The organism is Acinetobacter sp. TGL-Y2 (assembly GCF_001612555.1).
Taxonomy (GTDB): Bacteria; Pseudomonadota; Gammaproteobacteria; order Pseudomonadales; family Moraxellaceae; genus Acinetobacter.
Map to the genome: position 1 here is coordinate 1,064,964 of NZ_CP015110.1, position 19,600 is coordinate 1,084,563.

The 19,600-nt window shown below is 40.8% G+C and carries 16 protein-coding genes, 4 tRNA genes and 2 pseudogenes; 12 read left to right on the forward strand and 10 right to left on the reverse strand.

The window, feature by feature from the left end:
* The first annotated feature begins 23 nt into the window (after positions 1-23).
* From AMD27_RS04940 to AMD27_RS04960, 5 genes are all read left to right on the forward strand, one after another.
* Positions 24-1,103 carry a microcin C ABC transporter permease YejB gene (locus AMD27_RS04940; protein ID WP_067657146.1) on the forward strand — a complete coding sequence of 360 codons (1,080 nt, stop codon included), beginning with the start codon at positions 24-26 and terminating at the stop codon, positions 1,101-1,103.
* The gene (locus AMD27_RS04945) at positions 1,103-2,116 is read left to right on the forward strand and encodes an ABC transporter permease (RefSeq protein ID WP_067657149.1); all 1,014 of its coding nucleotides are present in this window, start codon (positions 1,103-1,105) and stop codon (positions 2,114-2,116) included. The genes AMD27_RS04940 and AMD27_RS04945 overlap by 1 nt, the downstream gene beginning before the upstream one ends.
* Positions 2,091-3,704: an ABC transporter ATP-binding protein gene (locus tag AMD27_RS04950; RefSeq protein WP_067657152.1), complete on the forward strand. Its 1,614-nt coding sequence runs from the start codon at positions 2,091-2,093 to the stop codon at positions 3,702-3,704. Before AMD27_RS04945 ends, AMD27_RS04950 begins: the two co-directional genes overlap by 26 nt.
* Before the next feature lie 107 nt (positions 3,705-3,811).
* The gene (locus AMD27_RS04955) at positions 3,812-5,056 is read left to right on the forward strand and encodes an NADH:flavin oxidoreductase/NADH oxidase family protein (RefSeq protein ID WP_067657155.1); all 1,245 of its coding nucleotides are present in this window, start codon (positions 3,812-3,814) and stop codon (positions 5,054-5,056) included.
* A 121-nt stretch (positions 5,057-5,177) separates the two neighbouring features.
* Positions 5,178-5,774, forward strand: a complete 597-nt coding sequence (locus tag AMD27_RS04960; RefSeq protein WP_067657157.1) for a YiiX family permuted papain-like enzyme — start codon at positions 5,178-5,180, stop codon at positions 5,772-5,774.
* Between the two features lie 91 nt (positions 5,775-5,865).
* Here AMD27_RS04960 and AMD27_RS04965 read toward each other — a convergent pair whose 3' ends face one another.
* From AMD27_RS04965 to AMD27_RS04990, 6 genes are all read right to left on the reverse strand, one after another.
* Entirely contained in the window at positions 5,866-7,134 is a 1,269-nt protein-coding gene (locus AMD27_RS04965) for an iron-containing redox enzyme family protein (RefSeq protein WP_171254776.1), read from the reverse strand.
* A 505-nt stretch (positions 7,135-7,639) separates the two neighbouring features.
* Positions 7,640-7,715: transfer RNA gene (locus tag AMD27_RS04970), tRNA-Glu, on the reverse strand.
* A gap of 47 nt (positions 7,716-7,762) precedes the next feature.
* Positions 7,763-7,838: transfer RNA gene (locus AMD27_RS04975), tRNA-Glu, on the reverse strand.
* Positions 7,839-7,864: 26 nt separating this feature from the next.
* Positions 7,865-7,940, reverse strand: a tRNA-Glu gene (locus AMD27_RS04980).
* 593 nt (positions 7,941-8,533) lie between these two features.
* Positions 8,534-9,946, reverse strand: coding sequence for an amino acid permease (locus tag AMD27_RS04985; protein ID WP_067657159.1), 1,413 nt, complete (start codon positions 9,944-9,946; stop codon positions 8,534-8,536).
* A gap of 110 nt (positions 9,947-10,056) precedes the next feature.
* Positions 10,057-10,132: transfer RNA gene (locus tag AMD27_RS04990), tRNA-Glu, on the reverse strand.
* A 539-nt stretch (positions 10,133-10,671) separates the two neighbouring features.
* Between AMD27_RS04990 and AMD27_RS04995 the strand changes: the two genes are divergently transcribed.
* Positions 10,672-11,139, forward strand: coding sequence for a YaiI/YqxD family protein (locus AMD27_RS04995; RefSeq protein WP_067657162.1), 468 nt, complete (start codon positions 10,672-10,674; stop codon positions 11,137-11,139).
* A gap of 17 nt (positions 11,140-11,156) precedes the next feature.
* Positions 11,157-12,023 carry a DMT family transporter gene (locus AMD27_RS05000; RefSeq protein ID WP_067657165.1) on the forward strand — a complete coding sequence of 289 codons (867 nt, stop codon included), beginning with the start codon at positions 11,157-11,159 and terminating at the stop codon, positions 12,021-12,023.
* Here AMD27_RS05000 and AMD27_RS05005 read toward each other — a convergent pair.
* Complete coding sequence (locus tag AMD27_RS05005) at positions 12,020-12,967, reverse strand: IS30 family transposase (RefSeq protein WP_067656902.1); 948 nt, start codon at positions 12,965-12,967, stop codon at positions 12,020-12,022. The genes AMD27_RS05000 and AMD27_RS05005 overlap by 4 nt on opposite strands.
* Before the next feature lie 179 nt (positions 12,968-13,146).
* Positions 13,147-13,728 carry a PilZ domain-containing protein gene (locus AMD27_RS05010; protein WP_067657168.1) on the reverse strand — a complete coding sequence of 194 codons (582 nt, stop codon included), beginning with the start codon at positions 13,726-13,728 and terminating at the stop codon, positions 13,147-13,149.
* 23 nt (positions 13,729-13,751) lie between these two features.
* Here AMD27_RS05010 and AMD27_RS05015 point away from each other — a divergent pair, with 23 nt between their 5' ends.
* From AMD27_RS05015 to AMD27_RS18010, 5 genes and pseudogenes are all read left to right on the forward strand, one after another.
* Positions 13,752-14,987, forward strand: coding sequence for a lipoprotein-releasing ABC transporter permease subunit (locus AMD27_RS05015; RefSeq protein WP_067657171.1), 1,236 nt, complete (start codon positions 13,752-13,754; stop codon positions 14,985-14,987).
* Positions 14,980-15,657, forward strand: coding sequence for a lipoprotein-releasing ABC transporter ATP-binding protein LolD (lolD, locus tag AMD27_RS05020; RefSeq protein ID WP_067657174.1), 678 nt, complete (start codon positions 14,980-14,982; stop codon positions 15,655-15,657). The genes AMD27_RS05015 and lolD overlap by 8 nt, the downstream gene beginning before the upstream one ends.
* A gap of 234 nt (positions 15,658-15,891) precedes the next feature.
* A protein-coding gene (locus AMD27_RS05025; RefSeq protein WP_416202805.1) for an IS5 family transposase occupies positions 15,892-16,643 on the forward strand; the annotation gives its coding sequence in 2 pieces (ribosomal slippage) (positions 15,892-16,105 and positions 16,105-16,643; 753 coding nt in all).
* A 67-nt stretch (positions 16,644-16,710) separates the two neighbouring features.
* A pseudogene (locus AMD27_RS05030) lies at positions 16,711-17,657 on the forward strand (IS5 family transposase).
* 163 nt (positions 17,658-17,820) lie between these two features.
* A pseudogene (locus tag AMD27_RS18010) lies at positions 17,821-17,946 on the forward strand (transposase); the annotation flags it as partial.
* A 147-nt stretch (positions 17,947-18,093) separates the two neighbouring features.
* Here the strand turns inward: AMD27_RS18010 and AMD27_RS05040 are convergent.
* Entirely contained in the window at positions 18,094-18,606 is a 513-nt protein-coding gene (locus AMD27_RS05040) for a hypothetical protein (RefSeq protein WP_067657180.1), read from the reverse strand.
* Positions 18,607-18,645: 39 nt separating this feature from the next.
* Positions 18,646-19,593 carry an IS5 family transposase gene (locus tag AMD27_RS05045; protein WP_067657183.1) on the reverse strand — a complete coding sequence of 316 codons (948 nt, stop codon included), beginning with the start codon at positions 19,591-19,593 and terminating at the stop codon, positions 18,646-18,648.
* Between the last annotated feature and the right edge of the window lie 7 nt (positions 19,594-19,600).

Genomic DNA, 19,600 nt, shown 5'->3' on the forward strand with positions numbered 1-19,600 from the left:
CTGCCAAAAGGAATTTTGTAGATATGGGCCTATACATTCTCAAGCGCTTACTGCTGATTATTCCCACCTTATTTCTGATTTTGTTGATCAATTTCGTGGTGATTCAATTGGCGCCAGGCGGCCCTGTTGAGCAAGCCATTCAGCAAGCTGAATCTTTTCAAGGTGTGGGTGCTGCTACAGGGAGCGGGGAAATAGCCTCTGCTTCTGCCCAAGCCGGCAAGTACCAAGGCGCACGCGGTTTAAGTGAAGAGATGGTCGCAAAAATTGAAGCCCAATATGGTTTTGACCAACCCGCGCATGTGCGCTTTTGGATCATGCTCAAGGGATATTTGAGTTTTGATTTTGGCACGAGCTTTTTTAAAGACAAACCTGTGACCCAGCTGCTTTGGGAAAAAATGCCCGTGACGATTTCACTGGGACTTTGGAGCACCTTGTTGATTTATTGGGTCTCGATTCCGCTGGGGATTAAAAAAGCCAAACAGCACGGCATGTTCTTCGATAAATCGACTTCACTGCTCTTGGCCATAGGCTATGCGGTACCCTCATTTGTCTTTGCAATTTTATTGATCGTGTTCTTTGCAGGTGGTTCTTATTTTCAATGGTTTCCGCTACAAGGATTGTTCTCTGAAAACTTCGCCAGTTTAAACTTTGTTGACAAAATCAAAGACTACTTTTGGCATATGGCATTGCCCTTGCTTGCGATTGTGCTGGGTGGTTTTGCCAGTCTGACCTATTTGACCAAATATTCCTTTATGGAAGAGATGAATAAACAGTACGTGCTTGCTGCACGTGCCAAAGGGCTCAGTGAAAATCGGGTACTGTATGGGCATGTGTTTCGAAATGCCATGCTGATTGTGATTGCGGGTTTGCCCGAAGCATTAGTGGGTATTTTCTTTGTGGGAAATCTATTTATTGAAATTATTTTCAATTTGGATGGCTTAGGTTTATTGGGTTTTGACGCGATTCAGCAACGGGATTATCCAGTGATTTTTGGAACCTTATTTATTTTTACCTTGTTGGGTCTGGTTTTACGTTTGATTAGCGATGTACTTTATCAAATCATAGATCCGCGAATAAACTTCGATGCGCGAGGAGCAAAATAATGTCTCCGATCATGCAGGCGCGTATTCGACGCTTTAAAAACAATAAATTGGGTTTTGTCTGTTTTATTTTATTCATGCTGATTTTTGTGGTGGCACTGTGCTCAGAGCTGATTGCCAATGAAAAACCATTAGTAGTCAAATATGAGCAACATTTGTATTTCCCCGTCTTTAAAGCCTATCCCGAAACCACTTTTGGTGGGGTGTTTGAAACTGAAACTGATTACAAAGACCCCGCTGTCAAAGCCATGATTGATGACAAAGGCTGGTCAGTATGGCCCATGATTAAATATTCCTACCAAACCCCAAATTTTGAATTGGCCGAACCTGTTCCATCTCCACCCACACGACAAAATTGGCTGGGTACAGATGACCAAGGTCGTGATGTCATGGCTCGGGTTTTATATGGGTTAAGAGTGTCGTTACTGTTTGGATTGGCTTTAACCTTGTTTGCGTCAGTAATTGGCATCGTGGTGGGTGCGCTACAAGGCTATTACGGCGGTTGGATTGACTTAATAGGTCAGCGAATCTTGGATGTGTGGGGCGGTTTACCCATGCTGTTCATGGTGATGATTTTGGTCAGCATGTTTACACCGAGCGTCTATTGGTTATTTTTGATTATGCTGTTGTTTGGTTGGACAGCGCTGGTCGGACTAATTCGCGCTGAGTTTTTAAGGGCCAGAAATCTTGATTATGTGCGCGCAGCACGGGCACTGGGTGTCAAAGACAGTACTATCATGTTTCGGCATATTTTACCCAATGCCATGAGCTCGACCTTATCACAACTGCCTTTTATGTTGACTGCGAATATTACCGCACTGACGGCACTGGATTTTCTAGGTTATGGCTTGCCTCCTGACGCTGCATCTTTGGGCGAGTTGTTGCTGCAAGGTAAAAATAATTTAACTGCACCGTGGTTGGCGTTATCAGGCTTTTTTACTTTGGCACTGGTCTTATCATTACTCATTTATATTGGGGAGGCGACACGCGATGCATTCGATCCCAGACGCCATTAAGCATGAAACTCAGAATCAGGATCAGCGAGTGCCATTACTGCATGTTGAGAAGCTCAAAATTCAGTCAACTGAACAGATTTTGGTTGAGGATTTAAGCTTTGACTTAGATGCCGGTCAAACTTTGGCCATTGTCGGTGAAAGCGGTTCAGGAAAATCAATCAGTAGTTTGGCACTCTTGGGTTTATTACCTGACACTTTAAAGGTGCAAGGTCAAGCCATCTTTCAACAGCAAGATTTGCTTAAGTTGAGTGACATGCAACTGCGTCAAATCCGTGGTCAGAAAATTGCCATGATTTTTCAAGAACCGATGACCGCATTGAATCCGCTGCATCGCGTTGAAAAAATTATAGGTGAAGCACTTCTTTTGCAAGGCCATTCAAAGCAAGATGTCCAGCAACGCATCCTTCAATTACTCCAAGATGTCGGCATCCAACAAGCTGAGGATAAACTTAAGCGTTACCCACATGAACTTTCTGGGGGACAGCGCCAACGTGTGATGATTGCTGCGGCATTGGCACTTGATCCTGATGTGCTGATTGCGGATGAACCGACCACGGCCTTAGATGTTACCTTACAAGCCCAAGTCTTGACTCTATTAAAACGTTTAATTCAGAAACGAAATATGGCCATGATTTTAATCAGTCATGATTTGAATTTGGTTAGACGCTATGCCGATCATGTTGTGGTCATGAAGCAAGGTGAGGTAGTTGAACAGGGTGATGTGAATGCGCTTTTCCTTAATCCGAAATCTGCGTATACCCAGCATTTACTGGATCATGACTTTGGTGTTGCCAATAAGATCACTATAGACCAAAAAACACTGTTAGAGGTCAATCAAGTCTCGGTCAAGTTTCCGATCAAGACTGGACTGTTTAATCGGGTTCGGGAGTATTTTACTGCGGTCGCACCTTTAGATTTCAATCTTCATCAAGGTGAATCGGTTGGTGTTGTGGGGGAAAGTGGTTCAGGTAAAACCTCCTTGGCGCTTGCATTGGCACGACTCATTCAAAGTGATGGAAAAATTATTTTGCTGGGCAATGATTTAAACTGTTTAAATGAATCAAAACTGCGACCCTTACGCAGTGATTTTCAAATGGTTTTTCAAGATCCATTTAGTAGTCTGAATCCACGCATGAATGTGGCACAAATCATCGGAGAGGGCTTAGGGCTTCGAAAAATTTCACAGCAAGAGATGAAACAGCGTATAGATGAAGCGCTGATCAAAGTGGAGTTGCCTGTTGTATTTGCAGCGCGTTATCCACATGAGCTTTCAGGTGGGCAACGTCAACGTGTGGCACTGGCGCGCGCGTTAATTTTACGACCGAAACTCATGATTTTGGATGAACCGACGTCAGCATTAGACCGAAGTACTCAACGCGCGATTGTACAACTGCTGCGTCAATTACAGCGCGATGAGGAGATAAGTTATTTATTCATCAGTCATGATTTGCAAGTGGTTAGAGCGTTATGCCAAAAAGTTTTGGTGCTCAGAAATGCGGAGTTAATCGAATTTCAAGACACAGAAAATTTATTTAACGCCCCACAGCACGATTATACCAAAGCCTTGATTGAAGCCAGTCAATACTGAGCGCAGAGGTCACAGGGTTAATTTGACATTAAGCATTGTCAATTTTACACTGAGTGCTCAGGATTACTCATCTTCATGCCGTATTAATAAAATAAGAGATCATTTTCATGAGTCAAATTGCACAGCAGATTCAAATCCGTAATACCGTATTTAAAAATCGTATTATTAAAGGCGCAATGAGTGAAGCTCTGGCCAATACAGCAGGTGAACCCAATCACCTACATTTGGGTTTATATGAGGCTTGGGCCAAAGGTGGACTAGGCTGTGCAATTACCGGCAACGTGATGGTGGACTATCGTGCCAAGAATGAACCGGGCGTGGTGGTGCTTGAAACTGAACGCGATTTAGCGGAGTTAAAGCAATGGGCGGAGATTGGAAAGAAATACGGTATGGTGCAATTAATTCAATTGTCTCATCCGGGTCGTCAGTGTCCCAAAGGTTTAAACCGAGAAACGGTTGCGCCATCAGCTGTAGCGTTTAGTCCGATGCTTGCCACCACATTCGCAACCCCGCGTGAACTGCATGAAGATGAAATTTTAGATATTATCCAGCGCTTTGCCACCTCGGCAGCCATTTGTGAAAAGGCTGGTTTTGAAGGGGTACAACTGCATGGTGCCCATGGTTACCTCATTAGCGAATTTTTATCGCCACTGACCAATAAACGTCAAGACCAATGGGGCGGATCGATTGAAAATCGCACGCGCTTCTTACTTGAAATTTATAAAGCAGTACGCGCAGCAACATCCGATCATTTTATTATTTCAGTCAAACTCAACTCGGCTGATTTCCAAAAGGGTGGTATTACTGAGCAAGAAGTCATTTCTGTTTTCAAAGCCATTGATCAGGCGGGAATTGACCTGATTGAAATTTCGGGTGGTAGTTATGAAGCCCCTGCAATGGCAGGAGCGAAGTCCAAACACATCAAGCAAAGCACGATTGCGCGTGAAGCTTATTTTCTAGATTTTGCAGAAAATATTCGTAAAGAAGTGAACTGTAAACTGATGGTAACAGGTGGTTTTCGTACCGTAAAGGGCATGAACGATGCGCTTGAAAGTGGAGCCTGTGACTTTATCGGACTGGCACGACCCCTCGCGGTTGAAACCGATTTAACCGATCGTTTGATTGCAGGCTACGATGTTCGATATGCGGTCAATCCCATTAAAACCGGTATTCCTTTTGTCGATAAAATGGCGATCATGGAAATTATATGGTATGCGGCGCAGTTCAAAGCCATTGGTGAAGGTAAAGCCCCCAATCCAAAACTTTCACCTTTTAAGGTATTTTTAAACTATGCCAAAGGCAATATTAAAGCGATTATTCAAGGTAAAGTGAATTCGCGTAAAAGTGCTTAAATTTTGAAAATGCTTAAGTTTTAAAATGTGGGGATCAATTCAATGAAGATTCTGATCCTCATCTCAAACCATTTAATAGCATATAAGAAAAGAGAATAAAAATAAGATGGCGATTTGAACAATGAAGATTATAAATCGATTACTTCCTCTGATTTTGAGTTACTTGTTTTCGTCACATTTGCTTGCCAAAGATTTTCAAACAGGCGACATCATTTTTCATACCTCTAAATCTGCGCAAAGTATCGTGATTCAAAAAGCGACGCACTCTGCCTATAGTCACATGGGCATGATCGTACAGAAGAATCATCAGTTTTATGTGTTAGAGGCCATTCAACCTGTTCAATACACACCGTTAAAGCAGTGGATTGGGCGCGGGCTTAACCAGGCTTATGTGGTTAAGCGTTATCACAAGCGCTTATCAGTACAACAACAGCAGCGCTTGGTTCAGTCGGCAGAAAAGCATTTAACCAAGCCTTATGATCTTTATTTTGGTTGGGGCAATGATGCGATTTATTGTTCTGAGATTGTCTGGAAAGCCTATTACGAGGCACTCAATATTCAACTGGCACCGCTGCAAAAACTTCAACACTTTGATTTGTCCGCGCCACAAGTAAAAAAATTAATGAAACAGCGTTATGGCAATCAAGTGCCGTTAAATGAAACGGTCATTGCCCCTGAAGCCATCTTTAGATCGAAACTTTTGAAAGTGGTCCATTAAATAAAATTTATGCGAAGGCAGGTTATCGCATTTTAATGCAGATCGTTATTTAAAAAAAAGCCCAAGCAAAAGTCTTGGGCTTTTTGATTGCTTAAATGCGATGTGCAGGAAATAAAAGTCGAGTGTAATGCTGGGTGGCCCATAGACCTGTAGCTGTCGCATGTAAATTTGGCGCCAAATAGGGCTTGAGTAAGCTGAGTTGGTGTTTTAGATCATTCGACTGTTGAATCGATTTTTTTAACTGACCTAGTTCGAATACATCTTCATTTGTCTTCAATTGCTTAGAGGTCTGAGCCGTTGAATGCTCTAAGTGTGTGGGTTTAAGTCGAGTACTTAAACGTGCACCTTGGATCCAATCTTTGATGATTTGTTTTTCGGTTGCATTAAACACCCCAAACATACGACCGTTGGGCTGATCAATCATTTGCCAAAATCGACTGTTTTCTACAGCTTCATTTTGAATAATACATTTTTTTTCAATTAAAATATTTAAGAAGTCTTGGATTTGATCTGGATCTGATAACCACTGGTTGATGGTTTTTCCTGCAAATTGACATTTGTCATTATGAATAAACTGTCCAATACGGGCTTTGTCTTGAAAGACTCGAAGCACAAACTGTTCAAGATCAAGTTCAGCAATAATTTGGCTAGAGCTTTTTCCAATATCGTTGAGCAGATACCCCTGTTTAACTCTCTTTATATAAATAGCTTGATCTTTGGCAGTGCTTAGCCCTTGATAAAAGGCATCGATTGACCGCTTCGCATGTCCATTGTGCAGATTATCAATGGTGATATGCACATTAAAATACTGCGGATCGATGCCTAATTCCTGTAATTCGTAATTACTAATCAGAAGATGCAAGGGTAGTTGCTCATAAGCTAAGTTAAAGCCAATCACCCAAGCCAAATCGTCTACCCCAACATGCGCTAAAGCAAGCTGTACAGCGGCCTGTTCGTAATAGATGGGTGATAGTGGTTGGGTAACCTGTTCTAGCCCGTGCTGACACAGCAAATCTTGATACATGCAGACATGATTTGCGAGCGGATCCCCCAAGCCCAGTTCCTCTAAATAAGTCAAAATCAGATCTTGATGCGCGTGCAGATCAGCTTGCTCAAGCACAGCGTACAACCATGCGCCATCAACAAACTTAACAGGGGCAACTTTGGTCAAAAATTCAAAAGCATGGGATACCGTTGGGAAATATTCACGAGCTTGCTGTTGTTTTCGCCGTGCAAGATAATCTTGAAATTTTGTACAGGTGCGCTGTAAATGCGTATAACAATACTGCTCGATTTGAGTAACATCATCTATCCAATCTAAAGTACTTAAATCAGTGCTTGAGTCAAGTTGACTTACCAAGTGATTTAAATGACGAATCGCCTCATTTTTTTTTCATGCTGAGAAATAAAAGCATCTTGAAAAAAAATGACACGTTGTTTGGGATTTTTTAGATTCAATTCTTTTGATTTTAATAATGATGCAGGTAAACAAAACTGTGTATTTATAAACATAATCTTATCCTTGCATTCTTATGCTTCTACCTTAAGCATCAAATATTCAGCTTGTGTTTAAATTTTGTGCTGTTTGTGATAGAGATTAATTTTTATCTTCTGGTAGTTTTAAACGTTTGTAACCACATTGAACTGAATAGGGTGGAAGTGAAATTGAAGCACGGATTTTTAAATCAGTCTATGTGAGGTATGAATACAAAATCTTATAAAAAATAAATGATTAATCCTGTGTATTTAGAATGTTGTGCATTTAGAATTTAATGAATATTCATTAGAAAGTACATTTTGTTGAAATGAAAAAAGCCCAAGTCACAATGCTTGGGCTTTTCTTAAAGATGTTGCCATCTTGAATATGGCGTCCCTACGGGGATTCGAACCCCGGTTACCGCCGTGAAAGGGCGATGTCCTAGGCCTCTAGACGATAGGGACAGTGTGAAGTAAATATATTTAAACCATTCCAGTATCTCGGAATTTAATGGCGTCCCTACGGGGATTCGAACCCCGGTTACCGCCGTGAAAGGGCGATGTCCTAGGCCTCTAGACGATAGGGACTAAATAAACATATATACTTCTGAAATTGGCGTCCCTACGGGGATTCGAACCCCGGTTACCGCCGTGAAAGGGCGATGTCCTAGGCCTCTAGACGATAGGGACGTTTCAGAGGTGGGCGTATATTAGGGCGGATATGCAGATGTGTCAAACCTTTTTCAGGGCTAATCTAGAAAATTGCAATCAAGTGAATAAAAACAGATCATATTTTGAAAATATGCTTTTAAATTAGACATTTTAACGCTAATGCTTGGATGCATTTCTTCAGGATTGAGGAAATACGCATCTCGATAATTAAAGACAAATTTCAAATGTATAGTTAAAGTGACTTATTCACAGATGAACAGTTTTGTGTTCAATCGCCATGAATGAAAAATTAGGCTTGGATATTTTACGCACGCTTGTTGCTATGTGTATGATCATGTGCTGATTTGACCATATTCTTGAAACAAACTTGAACTGGGTTGAGATTGAGGAATGACAGATGCTTAGTGTCTTGGTAAAGAATCATTGGAATATGGCGATGAACCATCTTAAAAATAGACCATTGCAACATCAGCTCATATCTTTATCTAAAATAGCTCAGTGAATTCATCATTTGAATCATAGGCAGTAAGCAATTATTCATGATCGTTGTCGTTGTTATTGTCAACTTTAGAGTAAAAAAAAGAGCAGTCAATGACCACTCTTTTTATCCGTTAGTTTTGCTTTCGATAGAAAACATAGTAACTCAAGTAACAACCTGCAATAAACAGTAAACACCCGAAGAAGCTAATCCGCATCGTTGGATCAAACACCATACTCAAACAGGTGATAAAGCAGAAGATAAAGCCAAGGATCGGCACAATAGGAAACAGCGGTGCAGCAAAGCCTAAATCTTTAGCAGTCTTGCCTTGTTTATACCATTGGCGACGGAAGTTGTATTGGCTTAAGCAAATACTCATCCAGACCACCACCATGGTGAAGGCAGCAATACCCAATAAATTGGTAAAGATGGTCTCAGGTGCAAACTGCTCTGAAAGTAAACCTGGCATTGCACCAATCATGGTGACCATCACCGCAATGTACGGGATGCCGCGTGAATTGACTTTCGAAAATACCGCAGGCAACTGCTTGTTATAAGACAGCGACCACATCATGCGTGAGGCTGCAAATAAGCCTGAGTTTGCAGCAGAGAGTAGTGCGGTAATAATCACAAAGCGAATAATGTCTTCTGCATATGGAATACCAATATGCTGGAACACGGTCACAAATGGACTGCTACTGACACCTTCAGCCGCCAAGCCTGCCTCTTGGTGTGGTAAAAGAGAGGTGACGACAACAATAGTACCCACAAAGAAAATCAATAAACGAAAAATCGCTGTATTAATCGCTTTAGGTACATTTTTCGCAGGATCTTTGGTTTCGCCAGCAGCCACACCAATCAACTCTGTTCCTGAGAAGGCAAAGTTCACAATCAACATGGTGGCAAAGATTGGGAAAATGCCTTCAGGAAACCAGCCGTGTGAGGTCAGGTTGCTAAACAGCGGTGCTGATTCATAGCCTTGATAGCCGATGACCCCCAAAATTGCCAATAAACCCAATAGGATAAAGGCGACGACTGTGATCACTTTAACCAAAGCAAGCCAAAATTCAGACTCGGCAAACCAGCGTGTCGAAATCATATTTAAACTAAATACGAACACACCAAAGATAATGGTCCAAATCCACATAGAGATGTCTGGAAACCACTCTTGCATGAGTAGTGCGGCAGCTGTGAACTCAGTACCGAGTGTGACAGACCACGTCAGCCAGTATAACCAAGTAATGGTATAGCCTGTTCCAGGACCAATATAGCGCTTAGCATAAGCCCCAAAAGAACCGGATTCAGGCATATGTACGGCAAGCTCGCCTAAGCAGAGCATGACCATATAAGCAATAATCCCGCCTAAAAAATAAGAAATTATGGCACCAACTGGCCCCGTTTGTGCAATGACTTCACCCGACCCTAAAAATAGGCCAGTTCCGATTGCGCCGCCAAGCGAAATCATCACCAGATGTCGAGTACTCATAGCGCGTTTTAAAGGCGCAGAATTGCCCTGATGCGAAGCATCATTCGGAGATGAGTGCATATAGATAGAAAATAAATAAAGTGTGAAGGGCGATATTGTAGTTAAAAACAACAATACTGCAATCGAATAATAGTAATTATTGGATGCGATATAAGCGTATAGCTTAAAATTGGCGTCCCTACGGGGATTCGAACCCCGGTTACCGCCGTGAAAGGGCGATGTCCTAGGCCTCTAGACGATAGGGACGTTTTGAGGTGATCGCCATCATATAGATTTGAGAGATTGATGTCAAAATAGATTTAAAAATAAATGAGTCATTCGGCTATAGAGTGAGCAAATTGACTTTACTGTTAAATCAAGGCTGCAAATTGATCTGATGACATTCGATTTGGTAGCCTTCTTTTATTAATGATGATCAACACTAGACTCATGATGGAAATTCGCTTTCCTGAGAGGAGAGGAGAGGAGAGGAGATACCAAAGGTCGCAAGTGATAAACTTTTAATGAAAAATTTTCTTATCGTTTTGTGAAATTACTGTCTCATCCTAAGAGGCAGAGGATATTTTTGATACTCATTCAGATCCATAAATGAAGAATATTTAATGTATGAACGAAATATAATGTTCGATCTGACACCAAAAAAAATATTGCAAACACTGAAATGAGTAGGCTGAAAATGCATGCGGATGAACCCTATTAAAATATCCAAAACTAAGCATAAATAGTGCGCGCACTGGCTCAGTCATTTGTTAGACTATTCTTACTAAAATTATTGAGATAAATTTGTGCTTCCTTTTAAACTTTGGGTAGATGCAGATGCATTACCTAAAATTCTACGTGAAGTGATTTTACGTGCATCAGATCGTTATAAGCTTGAAGTGACTTTTGTCGCGAATCAAAATGTTGGCATTCCACCTTCAGTTAGAATAAATTCGATTCAAGTGATGCAAGGCGCGGATCAAGCCGATAAAGAAATTATTGAGCGCATGAAAGAGCATGACATTGTCATGACGCAAGATATTCCATTGGCAGCACAAGTGATTGAAAAAGGCGGTATCGCGATTAATCCACGTGGTGAAATTTGGACTATCTCTAACATTAAAGCACGACTGCATTTACGTGACTTTATGGATACCCTAAGAGGTGCAGGAGTTCAAACAGGTGGACCTGCGCCTATTTCAGATCGGGACAAGCGTGAATTTTCAAATGCCTTAGATCAAACTATTTTAAAACAAAAGCGTAAAACAGCGTAATACAAGCCGAGATCATCATGTTGTCCAAATCAAATATCGTGGGAATCTATGCCTTATTGGTTTTTATTTGGTCAACGACGCCACTTGCAATCGTATGGAGCGTTGCAGACTTACATATGATGTGGGCATTGGTTTTGCGGTTTTTTATTGCATTACCGTTGGCTGTATTGCTACTTTTGGTTTTTAAATCCAAATTTCCCATAAGTACTCAAGCAATCCATAGTTATGTGGCGGGCGCATTTAGTTTAATTGGATCACAGCTTTTTACCTATTTGGCAACGCAGTATTTAAGTTCAGGTATGATTGCACTGATGTTTGGGCTTGCCCCAATTATGGCAGGCTTAATTGGTCAGTTTGCTTTTGGTTTGCATCTGCATCGCTTGCAGTGGTTGGGCATGCTCATTGCGGTGACGGGTCTTGCCATCATTTGCTTGGCGGGTGGAAATCAGCATGTGCATCCGATTGGGATTGGGTTGATGCTATTAAGCGTTTTTTCTTATGCACTGTCCATTTTTTGGGTAAAGCATGTCAATGCAGACATTGAACCTGTTGCACAGGCGACCGGTTCAATCTTGGTGTCGACCTTCATTGCAGTCTGTTTATTGCCTTTTATTTGGTCTCATGCACCGACGGAGATGCCAAGCTTAAAATCACTTTTGGCACTGACATATACAGTGGTTATGGCATCATTGATTGCGATGTTTTGTTATTTTAAACTGGTCCGTAACATTAAAGCCACCACGCTGTCTTTAACTACTGTGATGACGCCTATGATTGCAATTTTGATTGGTGCTTGGCTGAACCAAGAACAGTTGAGTTTGTTCGTCATGTTGGGCGCTGCCATTTTGTTATTGGGTTTATTTATCTACTTTTATAAAGCTTAGATTAGCACTTGAAGTGCAACACCATGTTCTTGGAGTAATACCTGACTCGGACTTTTAAATCCGAGTCTTTTTCTTGGGCGATGATTCAAACGCTTAGTAATCTCTGAAATATATTCATCCGTGTAGTTATTTAGATCACTTCCTTTTCTGATGTATTGCCTGATCAGACCATTCGTATTCTCATTTGTGCCTCTCTGCCATGCACTGTAAGGATCTGCAAAGTAGAATTCTATTTCCAGTTCATTCGCGATTTGTTCATGTAGGCTAAATTCCTTGCCATTATCAGCAGTAATCGTCTTTAACTTCTCTTTGATTGGAGCCAGCAAGTCAACAGTGGCTTCACAAACCGCCTGACTCTTGCGAGTGCTACATTTCTTTAACCAAAGATAGCCTGTTTTCCTATCTACAATTGAAACTAAAGACTGCTGCTGATTTTTGCCCACAATCGTATCTATTTCTAAATCACCAAAACGTGATCGCTTCTCAATGATGTGTGGCCTATCGTGAATGCTTTTACGGTTACTGAGCATCCCACGAGTTTCTGGTTGTCCATACTTTCTTTTTCGTTGATTTCTAAAACGTAAATGAAGATAAAGACTGCCTCCTTTGAGTTTATCTTGCTGAATATATCGATAGATTGAATGCATACTGATAGCTACGTGAGAAGCGATTTGTTCGGGACTCCATTGCAAAGCAAGATAGCTTTCGATCTGTTGCAATAGGGAGGAACTTACAGTTCTATGATTCGAGATATGGCGTCTTTTAGCCAGTTTATGAGCATGTTTAGCAAAGTAGCCATTTCTATTACGATTACGTTTGATCTCTCTACAAATTGTAGAGGGAGCACGAGCCAATCTGAGGGCAATATGACGCGTAGAAAAACCTTCGCGTAGTAATGTATAAATCTGATATCTTTCTTCTTGGGTAAGATGAGTATAGTTCATGATGCAACTTTGACTTTGGTCGGTCTGGAAGCAGAATGCTATCTCATTTTACTTCCTACCTAAAATTAATCTCTGTTGCACTTCGTTTGAGAATCTAAGAAGATTTAAAAGCGAGCCGAAAACTCGCTCAAAAAATTAAATCCGATTCTTGATCAAGAAGAATCAAATCCCAATCTTGATCAATCAGTATATTCTGAATGACCTAAGTTTGACGCTACTGCATTTGCTAGTTTGACGCGGTCTTGTGGGTGTAAGGTCACAAAGTAAGCGCCAGTCCGGAAACGTCCATTTTCTTCCTCACGGCTATAGACCACATGTGCAGTCACTGCGATATGAAAGAAGTTTCCAGGATGACTGAGAGTAATATGAATATAAGAATGATCGGGTATTTCTTGTTCGGTATAAAAACTCAAGCCTGTCTCAGATAAATTGACCTGATCTGGAATAGGTAACATGGTTTGTACAATAGAATCGTAAAGAGAACCGGTAATAAGGTTTAATTTTTGATTGAATAAGGATAAGATTCGAGCAATTTGTTGATCTTTTTGATTTAATTGTTCTAATTCGTATGTAAACGCATGATCAAATTGATCTAATTCTGCAAGTAAGAGAAAATAGCGTGGTAAAACGAAATTAGAATCGTATGGATCATTCAGTGCGACTTCTTCAGAGATAATCTGATAATTTATTCTTAAGGCAGCATCGATACGAGACATGACGCGTCTTTCATTTTCGCCATTTTGATGCTGTAGAGCTTCCATTAAAACACCTCGGACTAGATGGTATGTTTAAACCGATCTCGCTGTATATAGGGTTGAGATACACTCGCGCACGGCGGAGTAATCACTTTATTTCTTTTATCGCTTTAGTATCCATGATCGGTTTGACTTTAGGGGTCGCTGTTCTTATTACAGTTTTATCTGTGATGAATGGTTTCGATCGTGAGTTGAAAAACCGAGTCTTGGGTATGATACCTCAAGCTACTGTTTCTTCAACACAAATTTTAACAGATTGGCCAGAGCTTGCCAAGAAAATTGATCAGCATGAACATGTGGCTGGTGTTGCGCCATTTACACAATTACAAGGCATGCTGACAGCGCAAGGACAAGTCGCTGGTATTATGGTTTCAGGCATAGAACCTGAATATGAAAAAAATGTATCTATTATTCAAGATCACATGGTTCAAGGTGATGTCAATGCCTTGAAAAAAGGCGAATTTGGTATTGTTTTAGGTAAGCAAATGACTGATGCATTGGGTTTAAGTCTCAATGACAGTGTGACTTTGGTTTTACCTGAAGCGACGCCTTCGCCTGCGGGTGTCGTACCGCGTTTTAAGCGTTTTAAAATTGTGGGTATCTTTAGTATAGGTGCAGAAGTGGATTCAATGATGGGTTACATCGCTTTGAATGATGCTTCAACCTTACTTCGTTTGCCCGACGGCGCACAGGGGATTCGTATGAAGTTAGACGATATTTTCCTTGCGCCTGAAGTGGCAGATGACGTAGTCCGTGATCTTCCCGGTAATTTCTACGCTTCAAACTGGACCTATACCCATGGGAATTTGTTCAGCGCGATTCAAATGGAAAAGGCCATGGTGAGCTTATTACTGTTTCTCATTGTCTTGGTCGCAGCATTTAATATCGTATCTTCGCTGGTCATGGTGGTGACAGACAAAAAGTCTGATATTGCAATTTTACGGACATTGGGTGCTTCACCTGCCACCATTACCAAAATCTTTATGGTGCAAGGCACTGTGATTGGTGTGGTCGGAACCTTGGCAGGTGCAGCTTTAGGGATTATTTTTGCCACCAGTATCAGTGGATTTATGGGTTGGCTGAATACGACTTTGGGGCTCAACTTATTTGATGCGTATTTCATTAACTACTTGCCGTCACATTTAAAATGGCAAGATGTGGTCACCATTGTCAGCTTGTCCTTAATATTAAGTTTCTTGGCCACCATTTACCCAGCACTTCGTGCAGCCAAAATTCAACCTGCGGAGGCACTTCGTTATGAGTAATGTGGTGTTAGAGGCGAAAAATATTCATAAGCATTTTACCGATGGTAAATCGACGGTTGAAGTGATTAAAGGCTTGGATTTGCAAGTCAAACAAGGTGAATTTGTGTCGATTGTGGGTTCAAGCGGCTCAGGTAAAAGTACTTTGCTACACGTGTTGGGTGGTTTAGACCGTCCAACACAAGGCATGGTGCTGTTAAATGGTCAGCGATTCGATACTTTAAGTGAAGCTGCGCGTGGTTATTTGCGTAATGAACATTTGGGTTTTGTTTATCAATTCCATCATTTGTTGCCTGAGTTCACGGCACTTGAAAATATCGCGATGCCGTTAATGTTGCGTAAAGATGCTGAATTTAAACAGGCCAAAGCACGTGCAGAGTATTTGCTTGAGCGTGTGGGGCTTTCGCATCGTATGACGCATAAACCCGGTGAGTTATCTGGCGGTGAGCGGCAACGTGTAGCGTTGGCACGTGCTTTGGTGGCTCAGCCGAAACTGATGATGGCAGATGAACCAACAGGCAACTTAGACCGTAAAACGGCAATGACGATTTTTGAATTGCTCTCAGATTTACGCAATGAGTTTAACATGGCCATGCTGATCGTAACGCATGATGAGCAATTGGCAAAATCTGCCGATCGTATCTTACATATGCAAGATGGTCTTTGGGTCTAAACTGGCTTTAGAATCCGATCGATAACCTTTTAAAGCTCATGCAAATTATTACTAGTACTTGAAACTATATAAAATATATAAAAAAACCTCCATCAGTGGAGGTTTTTTATTTAATTTAATGAATCCAGATAATGATATTACTAGGGCGTGTCCTCATTTGAAGTATATATTTCACTCATCAGTTTCATTCTATTAAAATAGCTTAACTCGTTGTCTAGAATTAAGCTTCAGATCATGTCACGTAGAGTCATCACAGACGAAATTTGGAATCAAATCCAACAAACTATGCAATTTTATGGCTGTTATCGTTCACGTAATAGTAAGAATATTATGGAAGCCATCCTATGGAAGCTTCGCACTGGTGCTCCTTGGCGTGATGTTCCTGAAGATCTTTGCCCATGGCAAACGGCTTACAACCGGTTTAATCGTTGGGCGAACAAAGGGCTCTGGGAGAATTTGTTTTTAAATTACGAGGCGTATTGGATAAAGAATGGGTATTCATTGACGGAAGCTATATCCGCGCGCATCAGCATGCAAGTGGAGCTCGGCATGGTGAAGAAAGCGCAATTGGAAAATCAAGAGGTGGAGCGACTACAAAAATTCACCTTGCCGTCGATGCGAGTGGATATCCGATTGATTTTGAAATCACTGGCGGTGAAGTCCACGACAGTCAAGTTGCAAGCCAATTAATTGAATTGGTGGGTGAAGCAGAGTATTTGATTGCAGACAAAGGCTATGATTCAGAGAATATCCGGGAAGTTGCTCGAAATCATCATATGATTCCGATCATTCCAAGAAAATCTAATAGTAAGAAAGTAAACGTTGAATTTGATCATTATCTTTATGGATTAAGACATCTCGTTGAAAATGCGTTTGCTCGCTTAAAACATTTCCGGAGTATTGCCACTCGTTTTGAAAAGTTAGCTCGTAATTACAAATCAATGTTATTTTTGGCTTGCTCATTCATTTGGTGTAAATCCAAATGAGGACAGACCCTAGGGCTTTGTTGCACAACTCTACCATTAGATGTTCATTCAGCAATATAATTTCTGAATGAACAAGCCTACGCCTAAAATTTATCGTACAACCAATTGGTCTTCCTATAATCGGACCTTAATCAACCGAGGAAATATCTCTTTTTGGTTTGATCCTAGCACTCAATGGTATGCACAATCACAAGGCAAGCAAGGTCGAAATTAAACCTACTCCTATACAGCTATTCAATGCTGCTTAATGATACAATCTCTATTTCGACTCTCTTTACGCATGGTTACAGGTTTTGTTCAAAGTCTGATTAAACTTTGCGGATTAGATTGGACAGCGCCAGATTACACCACGCTTTGTAAAAGACAAAAGCATATTGATATTGCATTAGCTACCAAAAAAGTAGCGATGGGCTGCATCTACTCGTGGATTCCACTGGTCTGAAATTTTTAGGTGAGGGTGAATGGAAACGTAAGAAACATCAGCCTGAATACCGTCGTCAATGGCGCAAACTGCATATTGGTATAGACGCTAAAACCCTACAAATACGGGCTGTACAACTCACTACAAATGATGTCAGTGATTCACAAGTATTAGAAGATTTACTTGCTCAAATTCCCTTGGATGAGCAAATTGATTCTGTCTGTACAGATGGTGCTTATGATACAAAGCACTGCCGACAAGTCATTTTAGATCGAGATGCACATGCGGTAATACCACCAAGGAAAAATGCAAAGCCTTGGAAAGATCAGCAAGCGATGTCTATAGAGCGGAATGAGTTATTGAAAACAATCAATCTTGCGAAGCAGTGCTTCTCAGGAAGATCCCTTTGGAAAAAGTGGTCTGGTTATCATCGTCGAAGTTTGGTGGAAACCAAGATGCATTGCATCAAATTATTAGGCGATAAATTAACGGCAAGGAGTTTCCCTAGTCAGGTGAATGAGATTCATGCACGCATAGCAGTCTTAAATAAATTCACGGAATTAGGTCGCCCTCATACCCATGTTGCCACTTAAATTTGATTGGCCTAGGATAGATTTATCTTTCACACCTTTATGCAACAAAGTCACTTAACATTATCTGGTGTCTATCTTGTTGCTCTACCTTGAAATGATTGAATAGCCACCGATTTTGTAGACATTCTTTAGCTAGATAAAATAGCTAATTAATGAGGTGTTTATGAGCAATAACAAAAGATATGCTGAAGAATTCAAAATTGAGGCATTAAAACAAGTCACTGAGAAAAGTCATAGTGTGGCCGAAGTTGCTGCACGTTTGGAAATACCATACATAGTTCTGTATGCCTGAATTAAACGTTATGATCCACAGCATCCCAACATCACAGAATATAGTGATCCAAGTACAATTTTTAGCTTTGTGATTTTTTGATAATAGGAGCAATCAATTGAAATAACCACATCATAAAGGTGGTTATTAAACAAGGTATGGCTGTTATTCTTCACCATCAAACTGCCAATGCACATCACCCCAATCACTTTTCACATTAGGGAGTGTGTCTCCTTGTTTAAAGTATTGACGCGAGTTCTCTTTCGCGACGGTAAACCAATAACCTTTTTGAGGGCATTTTTCGCCTGCTTTGATTGAAAAGAACGCCTCGTCATTTTCATGATTATCTGGATGATTAATTATTTCCCATTTCACACCATCAAAACGTAGAATAAATTTATTGGTAAAAGCCCATAGATAGGATTGGGCTGCCTCTAATTTGAAAACAAGATTTTCATCAATTTGACTACTGATATTAATTTTATTCAGTTTGTGGTTACTATATATGTATATACCTTCAGAAGACCCTATATAGACATCACCATCAAATTTTGCGAGTGAATAAAAATCGGAAGAAAATTTCAAATCAGTTAACCTTTGAATTGAATTATCTTCTTTAATCAATAATAAATTTCCCTGAGTACCTGAAGTTAATATTTCACCAGGGTTTTGTTGCACAAAGGTTTGAAAGGCAGAGCTACCCTAATTGAGCCAAATTTAAGTGGCAACATGGGTATGAGGGCGACCTAGCTCTGTGAATTTATTTAAGACTGCTACGCGTGCATGAATCTCATTCACCTGACTAGGGAAACTCCTTGCAGTTAATTTATCGCCTAATAATTTGATGCAATGCATCTTGGTTTCAACCAAACTTCGACGATGATAACCAGACCACTTTTTCCAAAGGGATCTTCCTGAGAAGCACTGCTTCGCAAGATTGATTGTTTTCAATAACTCATTCCGCTCTATAGACATCGCTTGCTGATCTTTCCAAGGCTTTGCATTTTTCCTTGGTGGTATTACCGCATGTGCATCTCGATCTAAAATGACTTGTCGGCAGTGCTTTGTATCATAAGCACCATCTGTACAGACAGAATCAATTTGCTCATCCAAGGGAATTTGAGCAAGTAAATCTTCTAATACTTGTGAATCACTGACATCATTTGTAGTGAGTTGTACAGCCCGTATTTGTAGGGTTTTAGCGTCTATACCAATATGAAGTTTGCGCCATTGACGACGGTATTCAGGCTGATGTTTCTTACGTTTCCATTCACCCTCACCTAGAAACTTTAAGCCAGTGGAGTCTATAAGTAGATGCAGTCCATCACGGCTCTTTTGGTAACTAACCGCAATATCAATGTGCTTTTGTCTTCTGCAGAGGGTAGAGTAATCTGGTGCGGTCCAGCCTAATCTACAAAGTTTAATGAGGCTTTGGACAAAGCCTGTGACCATACGTAAAGAGAGTCGAAATAAGGATTTGATCATTAAGCAGCATTGAATAGCTGTATCGGAATATGTTTGATTTCGACCTTGTTTACCTTTTGGCTGAGCATACCATTGAGTGTTAGGATCAAACCAAATGGAGATATTTCCTCGGTTGATTAAGGCTCGATTATAGGAAGACCAATTGGTTGTCCGATAGATTTTAGGTGTTGGCTTATTCATTTAGAAA